The sequence below is a fragment of the Caballeronia grimmiae genome (assembly GCF_000698555.1).
Lineage (GTDB): Bacteria > Pseudomonadota > Gammaproteobacteria > Burkholderiales > Burkholderiaceae > Caballeronia > Caballeronia grimmiae.
Window position 1 is genome coordinate 164590 of sequence record NZ_JFHE01000010.1, and the last position, 16401, is coordinate 180990.

General features: G+C 64.9%; 15 protein-coding genes. 6 read left to right on the forward strand and 9 right to left on the reverse strand.

From position 1 onward, the window contains the following. The first annotated feature begins 121 nt into the window (after positions 1-121). On the forward strand, positions 122-736 hold the full coding sequence (locus BG57_RS13670; protein ID WP_035963869.1) for a helix-turn-helix domain-containing protein: 615 nt from the start codon (positions 122-124) through the stop codon (positions 734-736). Here the strand turns inward: BG57_RS13670 and BG57_RS13675 are convergent. The 7 genes from BG57_RS13675 to BG57_RS13705 all read right to left on the reverse strand — a co-directional run bounded on the left by BG57_RS13675 (position 730) and on the right by BG57_RS13705 (position 8720). Further along, a complete protein-coding gene (locus tag BG57_RS13675) occupies positions 730-1587 on the reverse strand; it encodes a phytanoyl-CoA dioxygenase family protein (RefSeq protein WP_035963870.1) in 858 nt (285 codons plus the stop codon). The two genes, BG57_RS13670 and BG57_RS13675, sit on opposite strands and share 7 nt — an antisense overlap. 137 nt (positions 1588-1724) lie before the next feature. Next, on the reverse strand, positions 1725-2573 hold the full coding sequence (locus BG57_RS13680; RefSeq protein WP_035963871.1) for an IclR family transcriptional regulator: 849 nt from the start codon (positions 2571-2573) through the stop codon (positions 1725-1727). Positions 2574-2630: 57 nt separating this feature from the next. Further along, complete coding sequence (locus BG57_RS13685) at positions 2631-3455, reverse strand: sugar phosphate isomerase/epimerase family protein (RefSeq protein WP_035963872.1); 825 nt, start codon at positions 3453-3455, stop codon at positions 2631-2633. Between the two features lie 10 nt (positions 3456-3465). Beyond that, the gene (locus BG57_RS13690) at positions 3466-4077 is read right to left on the reverse strand and encodes an NIPSNAP family protein (protein WP_035963873.1); all 612 of its coding nucleotides are present in this window, start codon (positions 4075-4077) and stop codon (positions 3466-3468) included. Continuing rightward, on the reverse strand, positions 4074-5828 hold the full coding sequence (locus BG57_RS13695; RefSeq protein ID WP_035963875.1) for an FAD-dependent oxidoreductase: 1755 nt from the start codon (positions 5826-5828) through the stop codon (positions 4074-4076). Before BG57_RS13695 ends, BG57_RS13690 begins: the two co-directional genes overlap by 4 nt. Further along, on the reverse strand, positions 5825-7594 hold the full coding sequence (locus tag BG57_RS13700) for an FAD-dependent oxidoreductase (protein ID WP_035963878.1): 1770 nt from the start codon (positions 7592-7594) through the stop codon (positions 5825-5827). The genes BG57_RS13695 and BG57_RS13700 overlap by 4 nt, the downstream gene beginning before the upstream one ends. A gap of 88 nt (positions 7595-7682) precedes the next feature. After that, the gene (locus tag BG57_RS13705) at positions 7683-8720 is read right to left on the reverse strand and encodes a Gfo/Idh/MocA family protein (RefSeq protein ID WP_035963879.1); all 1038 of its coding nucleotides are present in this window, start codon (positions 8718-8720) and stop codon (positions 7683-7685) included. Positions 8721-8909: 189 nt separating this feature from the next. On the opposite strand from BG57_RS13705, the gene BG57_RS13710 reads away from it, so the two are divergent. Both BG57_RS13710 and BG57_RS13715 read left to right on the forward strand, forming a co-directional pair. Further along, on the forward strand, positions 8910-9737 hold the full coding sequence (locus BG57_RS13710) for a shikimate dehydrogenase family protein (protein WP_035964087.1): 828 nt from the start codon (positions 8910-8912) through the stop codon (positions 9735-9737). A gap of 229 nt (positions 9738-9966) precedes the next feature. Next, positions 9967-10431 carry a hypothetical protein gene (locus BG57_RS13715; protein ID WP_035963881.1) on the forward strand — a complete coding sequence of 155 codons (465 nt, stop codon included), beginning with the start codon at positions 9967-9969 and terminating at the stop codon, positions 10429-10431. Positions 10432-10756: 325 nt separating this feature from the next. Here the strand turns inward: BG57_RS13715 and BG57_RS13720 are convergent, their stop codons facing one another. Then, a complete protein-coding gene (locus tag BG57_RS13720) occupies positions 10757-11947 on the reverse strand; it encodes a hypothetical protein (protein ID WP_174447218.1) in 1191 nt (396 codons plus the stop codon). 589 nt (positions 11948-12536) lie between these two features. Here BG57_RS13720 and BG57_RS13730 point away from each other — a divergent pair. Beyond that, positions 12537-13016, forward strand: coding sequence for a hypothetical protein (locus BG57_RS13730; protein WP_035963884.1), 480 nt, complete (start codon positions 12537-12539; stop codon positions 13014-13016). A 14-nt stretch (positions 13017-13030) separates the two neighbouring features. Here BG57_RS13730 and pdxY read toward each other — a convergent pair whose 3' ends face one another. Further along, complete coding sequence (pdxY, locus tag BG57_RS13735) at positions 13031-13912, reverse strand: pyridoxal kinase PdxY (protein ID WP_035963887.1); 882 nt, start codon at positions 13910-13912, stop codon at positions 13031-13033. A gap of 411 nt (positions 13913-14323) precedes the next feature. Here pdxY and glgC point away from each other — a divergent pair, with 411 nt between their 5' ends. Further along, the gene (gene glgC / locus BG57_RS13745) at positions 14324-15598 is read left to right on the forward strand and encodes a glucose-1-phosphate adenylyltransferase (protein WP_035963894.1); all 1275 of its coding nucleotides are present in this window, start codon (positions 14324-14326) and stop codon (positions 15596-15598) included. 371 nt (positions 15599-15969) lie between these two features. After that, a partial coding sequence (locus BG57_RS13750) for a glycogen/starch synthase (protein WP_174447219.1) occupies positions 15970-16401 on the forward strand: 432 nt, incomplete at its 3' end.

Genomic DNA, 16401 nt, shown 5'->3' on the forward strand with positions numbered 1-16401 from the left:
GTCCGGAGACTATACTCGCCGTTGTCCGCGCTCACAATGCAGCCAATATTCGGGTTTTCTCCAGTCCGGACGGCTGACCGTGCGCTGATGTATTATCGGAAACAAAATGCGCCTCGCCTCCATGAACACCGTCCCCATGAACCACTCGCCCGAACCGTCTCTCGCCGATCTCGGGCGCAGAGTGAGACAGGCGCGCGTCGCTCAGAACATGACGCTCGAAACCGCGAGCCGGCTATGCGGCGTGTCGCGCTCCGCCTTGTCGAAGATCGAAAACGGGCTGATGTCGCCGACTTTCGACGTATTGCAGAAGATCGTGCGCGGCTTGCGGATCGATCTGGGCGAACTGTTCGGCAGCGCAAGCGCGCCCACCGCGAGCGGCCGCCGCGCGCTCACGCGCCGTAACGAAGGCCAGCGCCATGCGTATCGCGGCTATCAGATGGAATTGCTCGCCACCGATCTCGCGCACAAGGCGATGCTGCCGTTTCGCATTCGCATCTCGGCGCACACGCTCGACGCGTTCGACGACTGGGGCCGTCACGAAGGCGAGGAATTTCTCTATGTGATCAGCGGCAGCGTGTGTCTTTATTCGGAACTGTACGCGCCGACGCATCTGAACGCCGGCGACAGTCTCTACTTCGACAGCCGCACGGGTCACGCCGCGATTTCAACCAGCGAGGAAGACGCGGAAGTGCTCTGGATGGCGACCGGCGGCGGCGTGCCGCCCGCCGCTCAGTAGCGTTTCGCGTTCGTTCGGCCTTCGGCGTTCGTGGCCCGTTCGATCGCTTCGAGGTTTTGCGGATACGGGTAGTTCAGTCCGAGCAACTGGCGCATCGTCTTGCTTGCGCGCTTCACGAACGCTTCGCCGACCATCGCGCGCAGGTCTTCCATCGGCTTCACGAATTTCGGCAGGTATTGGATCAGGACGGCGCTGCGGTCGCGCGTGCTGTGATTGGGCATCGCGCAATGCCAGGTTGCGCCGAAGAACACGATGGCGTCGCCCGGTTCCGCCTCCATGCGTGCCGCCCGCTCGTAGAATCGATCATTTTCGTTCGGATACCGAAGCGTATGCTGCGTATGCGGCACGAACGCCGTTGCGCCGGTTTCGGCGGTGAACGGATCGAGCGGAATGGTCACTTGCGCGTTGAGCGGAAAGCTCGCGTTGATCCCGGCTGGAAACGTAGCGGGCATGTGATAGTCCCAGTACGGATAGTCGATGTGCGGCTCCTGTCCCGGCCCGCCCGGCAGAATGCGGTTTGCCGCGATGGAGCCCATGATGAAGTCGTCGCCGAGAAAGCGCCGCATCGCCGCGACGATGCTTTCCTGCTCGGCCATCTGCGAGAACACGTCGCCTTTCGCGAGCAGGTTCCATACGCGGCGCTGCAAGTGCAGCGTGTCGTCTTGCGCGGCCTGCCCCTGAAAATGCGTGACCGTCTGCGCGCGATCATCGGACTGCGCCATGACGATCCGCCGCGCCTCGTCGATCTGCGCCGCGCTGAACAAGCCTCGCACGCAGATGGCGCCGGGACCGTTCAGGAGGGCATCGACGGCGAGTTCGGGAGTGAAGGCTGCGGGATCGACTCGTTGCACGGAGGTCTCCTGGATGCGTTTCTGTGGAGCGCTTCAGTCGAACATGTAACGCTGGCGCGCGTGCGCGACGTGGTGACTTCGAGTCACGCAAACCATGATACTGCACGGTCGACGACCGTTCGGCCAATCGAACGCCGTCAAACCGCCGTCTTGCGCTTCTTTCCTTCCGTGCGCGCCGGTTCGGGAGCATCGGGCTTCGTCGCGGAACGCTTGAAGTACGGCGAGCTCAACGTCGCGGCTCCCATATCCGACGCCGCCTCCAGCAACGCAGGCGCAAGTTCCTTCAGACGCGCGTCGGGCAGGCGGCTCGTCGGTCCCGCGAGACTCACGACGCCGACGACCGCGCCCGTCACCGGATGATGAATCGGCGCGGCCATCGACGTCATGCCGGCCTCGTACGTCTCGCTCGCGATGCCATAGCCGCGCTTTCGCGCCGCGTGCAGATCCGCGAGAAATTGCTGAATGGTCTTGGGCGCCTTCGGGCCGCCTTGTCCCGGCTTGCCTAGCCCGCCCTGCTTCGACACGAGCGCGAGCGCCTCTTCATCCGACAACGACGAAAGCCACGCCTGCCCGCTCGCGGTGCAATGCAACGGCGGCTGGCTGCCCATGTCGGGGTCGTAGCGCAGGCCGGACTTCGCGCCCTGCGCCTTGCCGACAAACGTAATCTGATCGTCCTCGACGACGCCGAGCCGCGCCAGTTCCCCCGATGCCGCCGCGAGACGGTCCAGCACCGGCTGCGAGACATCGAGCACGCCGCCCGTCGACAGATAGATGAGCGCCAGCGACACGAGCTTCAGCGCGAGCATGTACTCGCCGTGATCTTTGTCCTGACGCACGTAGCCTTCGTCGATCAGCATCGCGAGCAGCCGATGCGTGCCGCTGCGCGGAATGTTGAGCGTATCCGCGATGGTCGCGAGCGGCATGCGCCCGCCGTTCTTCGCGAGCAATTCGATGATCGACAACGCGCGCTCGAGGTTTCCTGCCATTTAGTTTCTCGTTCGAAATGTCCTGTTCGGAATGAGAACACGATTCCACCACGGAATTCAACCGTACGTCGCGTCGAGCACCGTTATCGTCGCTTCGCGCAGACGCTTTGCGCGTTCGAGCGCCGTCGTGGTCTTGGCCCATTCGTCCATCGGCGCTTCGATGGAAATTGGCAAATCGTCCGGCAGCGCGCGAAGAATGCCAGCAAGGTCGATGGCGCCTTCGCCCGGAATCATCCGCGCGCAGCGAGCCTGATGCAGCAGCGTCGCGAGATCGGCCGGGCGCTCGGCGGGCGCGTCGCAGAACTGGAGATAGCCGAAATACTCACGCGGCAGCGCACGCAACGCATCGACGGACGACTCCGCGCGGTCGAAGTGGATCGGATCGACGATCAGCCCGGTGTTTGCGCGCCCCGTCGCTTTCACGATGCGTGCGCCTTGCTCGATGTCCTTCACGTCGGTCCAGGGCATCGGCTCCAGGCTCGGCGCGAGACCGTAGGTCCTGGCGATATCGCACAGTTGCGCAAGCCGGTCGACGGTGCGCGCCTCATCGCGATCGTTGCCCGCGACCAGCACGAAGTGCGCGCCCAGTTCGGCGGCGGTTTCGAGCATCGGCTCGTACGCGGTCACATCGGTATCGGGCCGGAGCCGCAGAATTTCGGCATCGAGCACGCGGATGCCGGTGTCGCGCAGCGCCGCGAGCGTTTCGCGCTTGAGCCGCGTCGCGCCGATGATCTCGTGCCGAACCTCCGTGTCCGTCGCGGGCAAGAGCCGCAGGCCGACGAAATCGTAACCCGCCCGCGCCGCGCACTCGACCATCTGCGGCGGCGTCAGTTCGAGCACCGTGAGTGCGGAAAGCGACAGCTTGCGTGTTGGCGTCGTCATTTCGCGGGCCTCAGCGCAGCGGCGAAAACGGCGCGGGCACGTAGATGGTCGATTCCATCGTCGTGAGATGCGCCGGCCCGCCCTTCGGCGGCCAGATGCCGTCTTTCACCGCCTCCGCGCGAATGCGCGAGCGTTCGTCCACCGACTTGTACGGCCAGATGTTGAGGAAGCGCGGCACCGCGCCGTCGAGTGCGAACATCGCGCCGATCAGCGGCGAGCGCTTCGTGCGCTCGGGGACGGCCTTTTCCCACGCGTCGATGGTGTGCTGCAGGCTCGCGAGCTTCGTGCCATAGACGCGCATCTCGTAGATGCCGCCGTGCACGGCCGGCTGGATCGGCGGGAGAAACGGGAACATCGCGTAGCTGTTCACTTCGACATCGGTGACGAACTCGCCGCAGCCGAACGGATTGCCTTCGAGAAGAAGCCGTCTGCGTTCGCCGATCAGGGCCGCTTCCGATTCGAAGCCGCGCAGCACCATCACCTTGCCGAGCGCGCCGATATCGGAATACCAGCAGCCGAGCAGCGTCGAACCGGGCTGCGCGGCGCTTGCCTGAATGTGCTCGAACACCTGCGCGTTGGCGCCGATCTTCACGGTGAGCGTGACTGTGTCGTACAGATTCATGGGATCGTCCTTGCGTGACTGGATAGAGAGAGTGCGTTATCAGTATTGGTATCGGCGTCGGTATCGGCGGGACGAGCGAGGTCGTGGCCCGCGAGATAGCCGAACGTCATCGCCGGTCCAAGCGTGATGCCGCCCGCCGGATAGTGGCCGCCCATCATGCTGGCCGCGTCGTTGCCCACGGCGTAGAGACCGGGAATCGGCGTGCGGGTCGCATCGAGAACGCGGGCGCGCGAATCGGTGGCGAGGCCCGCGAAGGTCCCCAGACTGCCGGGCAGCACCTTGACCGCATGAAACGGGCCATCGACGATCGGCGCGACGCACGGATTCGGCTCGTGCGACGCATCGCCCTGTATCCGGTTGTAGGGCGTCGAGCCTTTGTGGAAGTGCGGATCGGCGCCGTCTTTCGCATGCGCGTTGTAGGCCGCGATGGTTTCGCTCAATGCGCGGGCGTCGATGCCGCATTGGCGGGCGAGCGCCTCGATCGTCGGCGCGGTTTTCAGATAGCCGGTGCGCTCATGGCGATGCAGCGGAAACGGGAACGGCTTCGCCGCGCCCAGCCCGTAGCGCCGTTGAAACCGGTGATCGCAGACGAGCCACGCGCATGCTTCCTCGCCAGGCGGCGTGGCGTCGATCATCGCCGAGACGAAGTCGTAATACGACGACGCCTCGTTCACGAAGCGCCGCCCCGCCCGCGTCACCGCGATCACGCCCGGCTTTGCCCGCTCGACGAGATGCGCGAACGCGACGGCATCGCCTTCGCGCTTCGGCACCAGCGATACGGGCGCCCACGCCGCCGGCGCCTTCAGCGATGCGTCGAAATGCGCGCCGGCCGCTTCGCCGATGCGCACGCCGTCGCCCGTATTGCTGCGCGGCGCAGCGGACCAGTGTTCATCGCCCGATGGCGTGTACGCGAAGGTGCGCGCGCGCCGGGCGCGGTCGTGCGGATAGCCGCCGCACGCCAGCACGACGCCTCGCCGCGCGATCACATCGCGCGGCACGCCATTCATCTCGATGCACGCGCCGATGACGCGCGCGCCATCGCGTATCAGATCGACAGCCTTCGCACGCGTTTCCAGCCGCACGCCGAGATCGGCGGCAGACTTCAACAGACGCGCGACCAACGCGTTGCCGTTCACGAGATGCATCGAGCGGCCATGGCGCAGCTTGTGCAACGCGAAGGCGGCGAAGCGCTTCGTCACGTGCCACGCGGAGCGCGCCGAGCGCGTCGCGTTGAAGAAGTGCGCGAGATCTTGCCCCGATGCGATCGCCATGCCGCTGATCGTCATGTCCGTGAGCGGCGGACGAAGCGTGTCGATAAGCGGGCCGAGCGCGCGGCCATCGAACGGCATCGCGCATACGGAGCGGCCTCCGCTGCCCGCGCCTTGCGTCGTGTGAAAGTCCGGAATGCGATTGCCGTCGATGAAACGCATCGACGTGTTCCGCTCGAAGAACTCGATCATGCGCGGGCCGTGCTCGATCAGCGCATCGACTTTCCCGGCGTCGTAGTGCTTGCCGAGTTCGTTGCGCAGATAGGTGCGCGGGGCATCGGCATTTTCGACGATACCGGCGCGCCTCGCGAGCGGATTACATGGAAGCCACATCCAGCCGCCTGACCACGCGGTCGTGCCGCCGAACACGTCTTCCTTTTCGCATAGGATGACTGATAAACCCAGCGTAGCTGCAGTGACCGCGGTCGAGAGGCCGCCTGCGCCCGATCCGAGCACGAGGACGTCGCATTGCAGCGCGCTCATGATGTCTGCGCTCGCGTTTCCTCGCGCGCATCCGCATGACCGGCTTCCGGCGATGCCGCCCTCGCCGCCGCATGCCGGCCTGCCAGATACGCAAAAGCCAGCCCCGGCCCGAGCGTGATGCCCGGCCCCGGATAGACGCCGCCCATCACCGACTGCATGTCGTTGCCGCAGGCGTACAGGCCGCCGATCGGCTGATCGTCGCGATTCAGCACGCGGGCGTTCGTGTCGGTGACGAGCCCCGTCGCCGCGCCGATATCGCCGGGATAAAGCCGCACCGCGTAGAACGGCGCCTGCGCAATCGGGCCAAGACAAGGATTCGGGCCTGTCCAGTTGGCGTCGCCGTTCGCGCGCTGATAGTCGGTCGTGCCGCGCTGAAAGTCCGGATCGACGCCCGTTTCCGCATAACGATTCATGCGCGCGACGCTATCCGCGAGCCCTGTCTTGTCGATGCCGAGCTTCGCTGCGAGTTCGTCGAGCGTGCTGGCCTGCGTGAGATAGCCATCGTCGATGAAGGGTTGCAGTCCTTTGCCCCCGGGACGCACCATGCCAAGCCCATACTTGCGAATTCCTTCGGAATCCGTAACGAGGTACGCCGGAACCGACGCCCTCGTACGATGCGCTTCCTGCATCGCGATGCCGAACAGGTGATACGACGTGTTCTCGTTCAGGAAGCGTCTGCCGCTGGCATCGACGACGATCATGCCCGGCTTGCCGCGATCCATCAGAAAGTGCGGGAACACGGCGGTTGTGCCGTCGGCTCGCTTGCGCACGGAGACCGGCGCCCAGAACGCGTGCGACAACGCGCCCTCGCCAAAACGCGCGCCTGCGGCAAGCGCGAGATCCTGCGCGTTGCCGGTATGGCCCGGCGCGCCCGGGCACCATGCGGCATCGGCGCCGGGCAGCATGTCGGCGCGTCGCGCGGCATGACGATTGAAGCCGCCGCTCGCGAGAATCACGCCGCCCGTCACCGAAACGCGCCGCCGCTCGCCGCCCTGAGCGAGCGTTAAGCCTTCGACGCCCCGCTTGCCCGTATGCAGCGCTTCGACCGTCGTGCGCGTTAGCACCGTGACGCCGCGCTGCATCAGCGAATAAAGCAGACGGCCGATCAACGCGTTGCCCATCACGAGCCGCGTGCCGCGTGGCGATCCGATCCGGTCGCGCGCGTGCCGCGCCAGCAGTTTCGCCGCATGTTTGAACGACGCGAGCGATTTCGTCATGTTGAGCAGATGCCCGATGTCGTCGCGGTCGATCATCATCCCGCCCAGCACGGTGAACTCGGGAATCGGTGCACGAATCAGCGCAAATGCGCGGCCCAGCTTGCGGTCGTCAAAAGGCAGCGGCTCCAGCGCCCGGCCGCAGAGCGTCGAGCCTTCGAGTTCCGAAAGGTAGTCGGGATGGAACGGGCGCGCCCGGTATTTCACATCGGAGTTTGCTTCGATATGCGCGACCGCCTTCGGCCCGGCGTCCAGAAACGCACGGCGCATCGCGGCGCTGCTGCGTGCGCCGACGGCGCGGTTCAGAAAGGCTTCCGCCGTGGCCTGCGAATCGTCGCGATTGACGCTCGCCATGTGCATCGACGCGGGAATCCACGTCGTGCCCGCCGAATAAGCAGTCGTTCCGCCGACGTATTCCGTGCTTTCGACGAGCAGCACGCGCGCACCGTCGATTGCTGCAAACAGCGCAGCCGACATGCCCGCGCCGCCCGCGCCGATGACGACCACATCGAATGATTCGTTGCCGCTCAGGCTCGCTACCGTCTCCACCATCTTTCGCCCCTTTTCGGAACTTTATTTGATTGTGGAATGCTATTCCAAACAAGCAGCTCGTGCCAAGCGGTTTTTTTGCGATACCGCGTCAGTACGCCGGTGCGACCGGCGCGCGCTCTCTCGCCGACCGATGCACCGCCAGCGTCGCGGCGAGCGTGCGCGCCCCGTCATCGCCGGAACAGAGCGGCGGTTCCTTGCCGTCGATCACCGCCGCGAAATGGCGCAATTGCTCGTGATAGGGGTCGCCGGCATGCGGCGCGGTGCGCTCGACGGTCAGCGGATCGTGCCAACCCTTCGCGCCGCGATACTCCCAGACATCGAGCTGCGGCAAGGCGAACGACGCATCGGTGCCGGAGACGAAGTGCGTATTCACGCTCTGCCGCGGATAGTGCGCCGCCTCGCCGGCCGCCAGATCCCAGTTCCACGGCGACACCGCGCAGTCCGACACCGTCAGCGTGCTTAGCGCGCCATTCGCGAAGCGCAGCAGCACCGCGGCCGTGTCTTCGACCTCGAAGCCGCGCACCGCGCTCGACGTCAGCGCCTGCACCTCGACGATTTCGCCGAGCAGAAACCGCATCATGTCGATGTCATGGATCAGGTTGATCAGCACCGGTCCGCCGCCGGCCTGCCTGCGCCAGTCGATATCGAAGTAAGGATCGGGCTTGTAGAACGTCGCGAGCGCATTAGCGGACACCGGCTCGCCGATACGCCCGCTCGCGACAATTTCGCGTGCGCGCCGCAGAATCGGGCTATGCCGCCGATGATGACCGACGAGAAGCGGCACGCCCGCGCGACTGGCGGCATCGACGAGCACGCGCGCCTGTTCGACGGTATCGGCGATTGGCTTTTCGATCAGCACCGGGATGCCGCGCGCGATGCACGCAAGGCCCGCTTCGACGTGCGTGGCGTTCGGCGTCGCGACGATGGCGCCGTCGGGCGATGCGGCGTCGAGCATTGCGTCGACGGTGGAAAAGCAGCTCGCGCCGTGCTCTTGCGCGAACGCCTGCACTCCCGCCGATGGGTCCGCCACCGCCACCACTTCGCAATCAGGATGCAGACGCGCGCGCTCCATATGCATCCGTCCGATGGCTCCCGCGCCTGCGATTGCCAGCCGTTTCTTGATCATGCGTATGCTCCTCCGATTCGCTGTACTTGAAAAAATTCGACAGTTAGTTGCCTCACAGGGAAAAACGCGTTTGTTGAATCCTATTCCATTTTCAACTACAGTTTCGTCCACGCGTTGACGAATTTTTTCATCGAGACACCACGCGCTCGCACGCTCGACGACGGGCGCTTCACGGGAGACATCGAAAGCATGGCGCAGGACACAACCTTCTCCGCATCGCTCGATGCGGGCTTGAGCGGCGCAACGCGCGTCTACTTCATCGTCGGCGATCCGATCGCGCAGGTGCGCTCGCCTTCCGGCGTGACAGCGGCATTGCGCGCCGCCGGACGCGACGCCATCGTGATTCCGGCGCACGTCGCGCCCGCCGACCTCGACGCGTTCTTCGCGGGCGTCACGCGGATGCAAAACGTGGATGGCGTCATCATCACGGTGCCGCACAAGTTCAACGCGACGAAGTATTGCGGCACGCTCGCGAGCGAATCCGCCTTTCTCGGCGCGACGAACATGCTCCGGCGCAACGCCGACGGCACGTGGCACGGCGGCATGTCGGACGGCGTCGCGATGGTCGCGGCGCTCGGGGATGCGGGCTGTGAACCGCAGGGCAAGCGCGCGCTGCTGATCGGCGCTGGCGGCGCGGGCTCGGCGATCGGTCATGCGCTCGTCGAGGCGGGCGTGGCGTCGCTCGCCATCCGCGATTTCGATGCGGCGCGCACCGACGCCCTCGCCTCGCGGCTGTCATCGCTCGGGCGCGGTGCGGTCGGCATCGCCGATGACGCGGGCGCGGAGACGTACGACATCGTCGTGAATGCGTCGCCCGCGGGGATGCGGCCCGGCGATCCGCTTCCGATCGACGTCTCCCGCCTTGTCCCGACGACCTTCGTCGGCGATGTCGTGACCAAGCCGCCGATCACGCCGTTCATCGAAGCGGCGCGCGCGCGCGGCTGTCCGACCGTCACCGGCACGCAGATGTTCGGCCGCGTCTGCGATGCGATCGTCGACTATCTGATCAAGGGCTGATTCCTCGCAACGCGCGTTGGGAATAGGACCAGTCTGGTTCAAACGGCCGGCGCGTTCCTGCACCATAGCGCCGCGCCATCGTCCCCTCGGGAGCGCACGCTGGCCCGGCATGGCAGCGGGCCGCACTCATGGCCTGCATCGACCAGCCGCCCTTTCACGGGCGGTATTTTTTTGCCCGACGCCGACGCCGGCGAAAACAGAGGGTCAATCAAGGGTCAATCAAGCTGTGATGAATTTCAACCAACGCATTTTGAAACGCGTGGCGCGCGCAGGCGTCGCCGCTGCCGGGCTGGCGCTGCTCGCGGCATGCGCGAGCGGACCGGGTGCATCCACGGCGATGCCGCCCGATGCGAAGCTGGCGAGCGGCCGTGTCGCCGGCAAGCAATATTTGACGACGGTCGCGACCGGTGCGGCATCGTCGTCGGCGCCGACGGTCGGCGTGGGCGCGGGCGGCATCGGCGGCAGCGGATGGAGCGGCATCGGAGCCGGCGCGGGACTGAGCTTCGACCTGACGAGCCTCTTCGACAAAAGCCCGGAGCCGACGGCGAAGGTCTATCGCTACAGCATTCAGATGCGCGAAGGCGTAAAGCGCGACATCGACAGCACGCTCGATCTTCCCGATGGCGCATGCGTGACGACGATCGATTCCGCGCAGCCGGGTTATCCGCGACTGGCGCCGTCGAACGAATGCTGATTTGAATTGCTGAACGGCAACGGCCCATGCCGCCGTTTCAGTACGGATCGCGTGCTTTATGGCGATACAGCGGCGGCGTATCGGGGCATCGGCATAAACGGGCCGAACCGAAACGCACTGCTTCAAACAGACGATTGAGCCGGTCATCGGCGTTTGCCATACTGACCGAGGTCCAGTTGTCTCCTCACGCGTCCGTTCCCCGACCGGGACAGTCTCGCAACGGACGCGCTCTCGCCGCCTACCACCCCAGGCGGCTTTTTTTTGGCGCAAAGAAAAAGCCGCCGTATGAAACGGCGGCTTCGTCCTGCAAGCTCACATCACGCGCTTATTGCGCTTCGTACCAGTTGTACTGAGCGATCGAACCGATGGGCGGCGTGCCGACCTGCAGCGTGATCTCACGCAGCGAACCGAGCTGGATGTTGCGCGGATCGCCCATATAGCGCCGGATATCGCCGTTGTCGCGGATGTAGACCACCACGTCTCCGGTCAGGCCCGCGACGTTCGTCGTCGTAAGCGGCTCACCCCAGATGTCGAAGAACTGACCCAGCGTGAAGCGCTTGTTGTTGGGCGTCTCGACGTGAATGATGCCGGTGTTGTCGTGCGTGTGCAGCTCGTAGTTGCACGAGCCGGGAAGCCCGATGTTCGCCGGCAGCGCACGCGTTTGCCCGTTATAGACGATCGAGAGATGCGAATGCACGTGGTACGTTTCGGCCATCCCCGATGCGCAGACCACGCCATCCACCGGCGAGCCCGTTCCGCCCGTCGACGTCGCGCCGTTCGGCCAGTACAGGGTGCCCACCGTGCCGCCGTAAGTCAGCGTGATCGGCGTGGTGGCGAGCGGCGGCGGATCGGTCCACGCATAGGTCGGAATCTGCGTGAGCGGCGTGCCGACTTCCAGCGTCACCTCGCCGTTGCGCGGCAGCACGAGGCTCGCGAGATCGCCCGTGTACTTCGTGAGCGTGCCGCCCGTGTTCACCCATGCGGTGACCGGTCCCGTCACGCCTGCGACGTTCGTCGCCGACAGCGTCTCACCCCAGACCGCGAAGAACTGGCCGAGCGTGTATTGCGTGTTGGTCGTCGCATCGATGCGGATCTTGCCGCTGGCGTCGTCGGTGTGGACCGGATAGACGCAGCCGCGCTGCAGAGCCAGGCTCGAGCCCACCGTGCCGATGTTGGCGGGCAGCGCGAGCTGCTTGCCGTTCTGATAGATGGAGAGATGCGAATAGGTGTACGACGCGCCTGCCGGTGCGCAGTTCAGGCCGCCGACCGCCTGGCCCGCGCCGCCGGTCGCCGTCGAGCCATCGGGCCATTGCGCGGCGCCGATCGTGCTGCCGTCGACCACGGCTGTCGCTGCGGCGAGCGTCGGCGTGGTCGTCGTCGGCGTGCTGGCGCCGGAGGGCGCGCTGGCGCCCGAGGGCGAACTCGCGCCGGAAGGCGAAGACGCGCTCGACGAATCACCTCCGCCGCCGCAACCGGCCAGTACGACGAGCGCCGCCGCCGAAGCAATTGCGCTCATCCAATAAGCATGCTTTCCTTCTTTCATGTCTCAACTCCGCTTTTCGTTAATCAAACTCTTGTGGCGAGGTACGCTTTAAACGCACAACGCATTCGACGGCATGTGCACGCATGCCTTGTCCGCGTGAATCGAGCACACTCGCAAAACCATTGAAAACGGCATAAGACAGACGAAACGATTCGTTTCGCTCCGGGCGCGGGTCTCATGCACGCAAGTTTTGCCGTGTGTGGCCTAGACATTCGGTCGATTTAGCCGAACCTGTGCCGAAGGCCACGGAATAACGCCCTGACGGGCGCGGGTTAATCAATCACGAATACGGTGATTAATAGAAACGCATTTCGGCGAGCGAATTCGCCGGTGAGACGAAGCGTAACGTTCAAGCTGCGCCGTCGCAAGTAGAAATGTCCCCATATTCCAGTGCGGGCGGATTTTAACGCGGATTAATCGTTCATATGTTCATACTGGTCGATGGCGGAAGACAAAATAAAGTATTAATCCGCAACTCGTCCGAAAACGCCAATTGACAGCGCTGACAGCCGCATGAAAGCATCGCCGGCGCAGTCTCCTCATCCCGACCGGAGCGCTCCCCATGATCTTCCACGCATCCATTCCCGCCCGTGATCCGAAGCACGTCGCTCATGTGCTCGCCGAACTGTGGGACGGCTTCGCCGCGCCTTTCTCGCCGTTTCCCGATGCCTGGATGGCCGTGGCCGGCGACGATCGCGGCACCATCGTCGAGGTCTATCCGGGCGATCGGGTCATCACGCCGGGCGGCGGACACGAGACGAGCGTGAGTTATGGCGCCGGGTCGATAGACCGCCCTCAATACAGCGCATTCCACATGGCAATCGCCACGAAGCTGAGCGCCGATCAGGTACTGGCGATTGGCGAGCGCGAAGGATGGCGCGCCGTGCGATGCACGCGCGGCAACGATTTCTTCGATGTGATCGAGCTTTGGATCGAGAACTCGACCATGCTCGAATTCCTCACGCCCGAGATGCAGGCCCAGTACCTGGCGTTCGCCACGCCGGAGAATTTCCGGGCGATGGCGGCCGCGGCGACTGCCTGAGTCCGGTGCGGAGCCTAGCCGCGTCGCACGACGTCGCCGCCCGTCACGCGGATGGCCGGAAAGCGGTCCGTCGGCTTCGCGATTTCATCCTGCGAAGCCACGATCTCGAGTTCGTAGCGGCCGGCATCGTAGGTTGTCTTGACGACGGCGTTCACTGCCGCCAGCGTATGTTCAAGCGCATTGCGCAGCGAATCGCCGAGCAGCGTGCGCGCGACGAACACCGCGCTCGTCAGATCGCCGACGCCGACCGGCTGCCGCGCAAACGGATACAACGGCCGCTGTGCGAACCACGCTTCGCTCGCCGTGACGGCGAGCATGTTGAAGGTATCGGCGCGGCTGTTGCGATCGAACAGATGCTTGACCAGTACGATACGCGGCCCGCGCGCAATCACGTCGCGGCATGCGTCGACCGCCTCTTCGACCGTTTCGATGGTCCGCCCCGCGAGTTTCTCGAGTTCGGTATGGTTGGGCATCATCGCGTCGGCGACGGTGGGCATCGTCGTGACGAGGAAATCTTCGATGCCCGGCGCGACCGTGCAGCCGCCCGTCGCGCCCATCACCGGATCGCAGAAGTACAGTGCGCGCGGGTTCACCGCCTTCACCATCTTCACGATCTCGACGACCGCGCGTCCTTGTTCGGTCGCCCCGAGATAGCCCGACAGCACCGCGTTGCAGCGGCCGAGCACGCCAATCGCGCCGATGCCTTCGATCACGCTTTGCAGTTCATCGGCATCGACGACACCGCCGGTCCAGCGGCCGTATTGCGTGTGATTCGAAAACTGCACCGTGTTGAGCGGCCACACGTTGACGCCGAGTCTGCGCATTGGAAACACCGCCGCGCTGTTGCCCGCATGCCCGAAGACGACGTGCGACTGGATACTCAGGACGTTATTCATATTGCGATTCCGGGGCGAGGCATGAGCGATGATCGGCGGGCGTCCAGGCAGGCGACGCCTGAACGTGCTCCGTATTGTGCCGTGCCTCGACGCGCCGCGGCACGGTGTGGCGGTTATAAATTGCGGCAAAGCACGCCGGGTAGTCGCGCGCCTGCAACATCATGCACGACTGCGACGGCATGATGCTTGCTCGAACCGTCGCCGATGCCATGCACTGGTCCGCTGCGGATAACCCGATCAGCACCGCAATAAAAAATCGAACGACTTCAGCACACGAATTCGAATGCGCGCCGGATAATGCAACGATTGCAAAGGCGCGCCGCCCGCGCACCACGCACGGCCATCACACGAGGACCCCCGCACCACCCGCATACACGACATTAACGAACCCGAGTCAAATCAGGAGCTGACATGGAGACGCCGTCTAAGAATCGCACCGATTTGCAAAAGTCGACCCTCGCAATCGTCCTCGCCGGCGGGCGCGGCACGCGTCTCGGGCCGCTTACGGACAAGCGCGTAAAGCCCGCCGTCCACTTTGGCGGCAAATACCGCATCATCGATTTCGCGCTTTCCAACTGCCTCAACTCGGGCATCCGCCGCATCGCGGTCGTCACGCAGTACAAGGCGCATTCGCTGTTGCGCCATCTGCAGCGCGGCTGGGGTTTTCTGCGCGGCGAGTTCAACGAGTTCATCGATATCTGGCCGGCGCAGCAGCGCGTCGATTCGAGCTGGTATCGCGGCACCGCCGACGCCGTCTTCCAGAACCTCGACATCATCCGGTCGATCGCGCCGCAATTCATCATCGTGCTCGCGGGCGATCACGTCTACAAGATGGACTACACGCGCATGGTGCTGGACCACGTCGAGAGCGGCGCGGACTGCACGGTCGGCTGCATCGAAGTGCCGCGCATGGAGGCGACCGCTTTCGGCGTGATGCATGTCGATGAAAACCGCCGCGTCACCGACTTCCTCGAAAAGCCCGCCGATCCGCCCGCCATGCCCGGCAAGCCGGATATCGCGCTCGCGAGCATGGGCATCTACGTGTTCAGCGCGAAGTATCTGTATCACCTGCTCGAAGAGAACATCGCTGCGTCGAGCACGGATCACGATTTCGGCAAGGACATCCTGCCGCGCGTGGTGACGAGCGGCCGGGCGATCGCGCATCCGTTCAGCATGTCCTGCGTCACCTCGGACGCCGATCCGAACGCGCCGGCGTACTGGCGCGATGTCGGCACCGTCGATGCCTACTGGGCAGCCAATCTCGATCTCGCTTCAACGATTCCGCAACTCGATCTCTACGACCGCAACTGGCCGATCTGGACCAACCAGGAACAACTGCCGCCGGGCAAGTTCGTCCGCGATCTCAACGGCCAGCAAGGCGCGATCACGAATCTGCTCGTGTGCGGCGGCTGCGTGATATCGGGATCGCAGGTGTCGAAGTCGGTGTTTTCGTCGGCGGTGCGCGTGCATTCGTTCTGCAACATCAACGAGGCCGTGTTGTTGCCGCAGGTGACCGTGGGGCCGAGTTGCCGGTTGCAGCGCGTGGTGGTCGATCGGGGATGCACGGTGCCGGAAGGGCTCGTCATTGGCGAGGACCCGGACGACGACGCCGCGCGATTCTTCCGCACCGAGACGGGGATCACCCTCGTCACGCGGGAGGCGCTCGACCGGCTAGCGCAGAGGTAGTTGGGCTGGGCTTCGCAGGCGCTCCAGAGCGAAGCCAGATCACTACCGACAGAACCCATGTTGCCCGGACGCCGGAGTAGGCGCTGAAGCGCCCGCTCCGGCGCGTTCGCTGAGTCGAAGTCGCATTGCCGCTTTCGGGCATGAAGCGGCTACTTCGTCGCATGAGGCTGTGATAGCGCGTTCAAGTGTCGACTGCGGCCGGCCGCTACTTCGTCGCACCGAGCCGCCGTGAGACTGCTGAAGCGCCAATCGCTACTTCGCCGCATAAAGCCACAATAAGCCGCTACAACACCCCACCGCGACCGACCGCTATTTCTCGCATGGCGCCGCATAAGGCGGTGAAGCGCCAACCGCAGCCAACAGGAGGATCAATGACCGTACGCGTGCTGCACGTCGCAGCAGAGATGTTTCCGCTGTTGAAAACCGGCGGCCTCGCCGATGTCGCCGGCGCGCTGCCACCCGCGCAATCGCAGTTAGGCATGGACGTGCGCGTCGTGCTGCCAGGCTTTCCCGCCGTGCTCGCGGGCCTAGCCGATCTCGCGCCCGTCGCCGATCTCGGCGGCGCATTCGGCGCAGCCGGCGTACGCCTCGAACGCGGCGTGCTGAAGCCGCACGGGGTCGTCGTCTACGTCGTGCGCGCCGACGCCTTTTATGACCGTCCCGGCAATCCGTATCTCGATGCCGCGCATCGCCCGTACGCGGACAACGATCGCCGCTTCGCGCTGCTCGGATGGACCGCCGCGCGCATCGCCACCGGCGCGGATCCCGAATGGAAGCCGGACATCGTCCACGCGCACGACTGG

Bases quoted from the DNA above. Each gene is read 5' to 3' on its own strand.
- glgC (WP_035963894.1), top strand. From the start codon at position 14,324: ATGGAGACGCCGTCTAAGAATCGCACCGATTTGCAAAAGTCGACCCTC.
- BG57_RS13670 (WP_035963869.1), top strand. From the start codon at position 122: ATGAACACCGTCCCCATGAACCACTCGCCCGAACCGTCTCTCGCCGAT.
- BG57_RS13680 (WP_035963871.1), bottom strand. From the start codon at position 2,573: ATGGCAGGAAACCTCGAGCGCGCGTTGTCGATCATCGAATTGCTCGCG.
- BG57_RS13730 (WP_035963884.1), top strand. From the start codon at position 12,537: ATGATCTTCCACGCATCCATTCCCGCCCGTGATCCGAAGCACGTCGCT.
- BG57_RS13700 (WP_035963878.1), bottom strand. From the start codon at position 7,594: ATGGTGGAGACGGTAGCGAGCCTGAGCGGCAACGAATCATTCGATGTG.
- BG57_RS13705 (WP_035963879.1), bottom strand. From the start codon at position 8,720: ATGATCAAGAAACGGCTGGCAATCGCAGGCGCGGGAGCCATCGGACGG.
- BG57_RS13715 (WP_035963881.1), top strand. From the start codon at position 9,967: ATGAATTTCAACCAACGCATTTTGAAACGCGTGGCGCGCGCAGGCGTC.
- BG57_RS13720 (WP_174447218.1), bottom strand. From the start codon at position 11,947: ATGAGCGCAATTGCTTCGGCGGCGGCGCTCGTCGTACTGGCCGGTTGC.
- BG57_RS13690 (WP_035963873.1), bottom strand. From the start codon at position 4,077: ATGAATCTGTACGACACAGTCACGCTCACCGTGAAGATCGGCGCCAAC.
- BG57_RS13695 (WP_035963875.1), bottom strand. From the start codon at position 5,828: ATGAGCGCGCTGCAATGCGACGTCCTCGTGCTCGGATCGGGCGCAGGC.
- pdxY (WP_035963887.1), bottom strand. From the start codon at position 13,912: ATGAATAACGTCCTGAGTATCCAGTCGCACGTCGTCTTCGGGCATGCG.
- BG57_RS13710 (WP_035964087.1), top strand. From the start codon at position 8,910: ATGGCGCAGGACACAACCTTCTCCGCATCGCTCGATGCGGGCTTGAGC.
- BG57_RS13685 (WP_035963872.1), bottom strand. From the start codon at position 3,455: ATGACGACGCCAACACGCAAGCTGTCGCTTTCCGCACTCACGGTGCTC.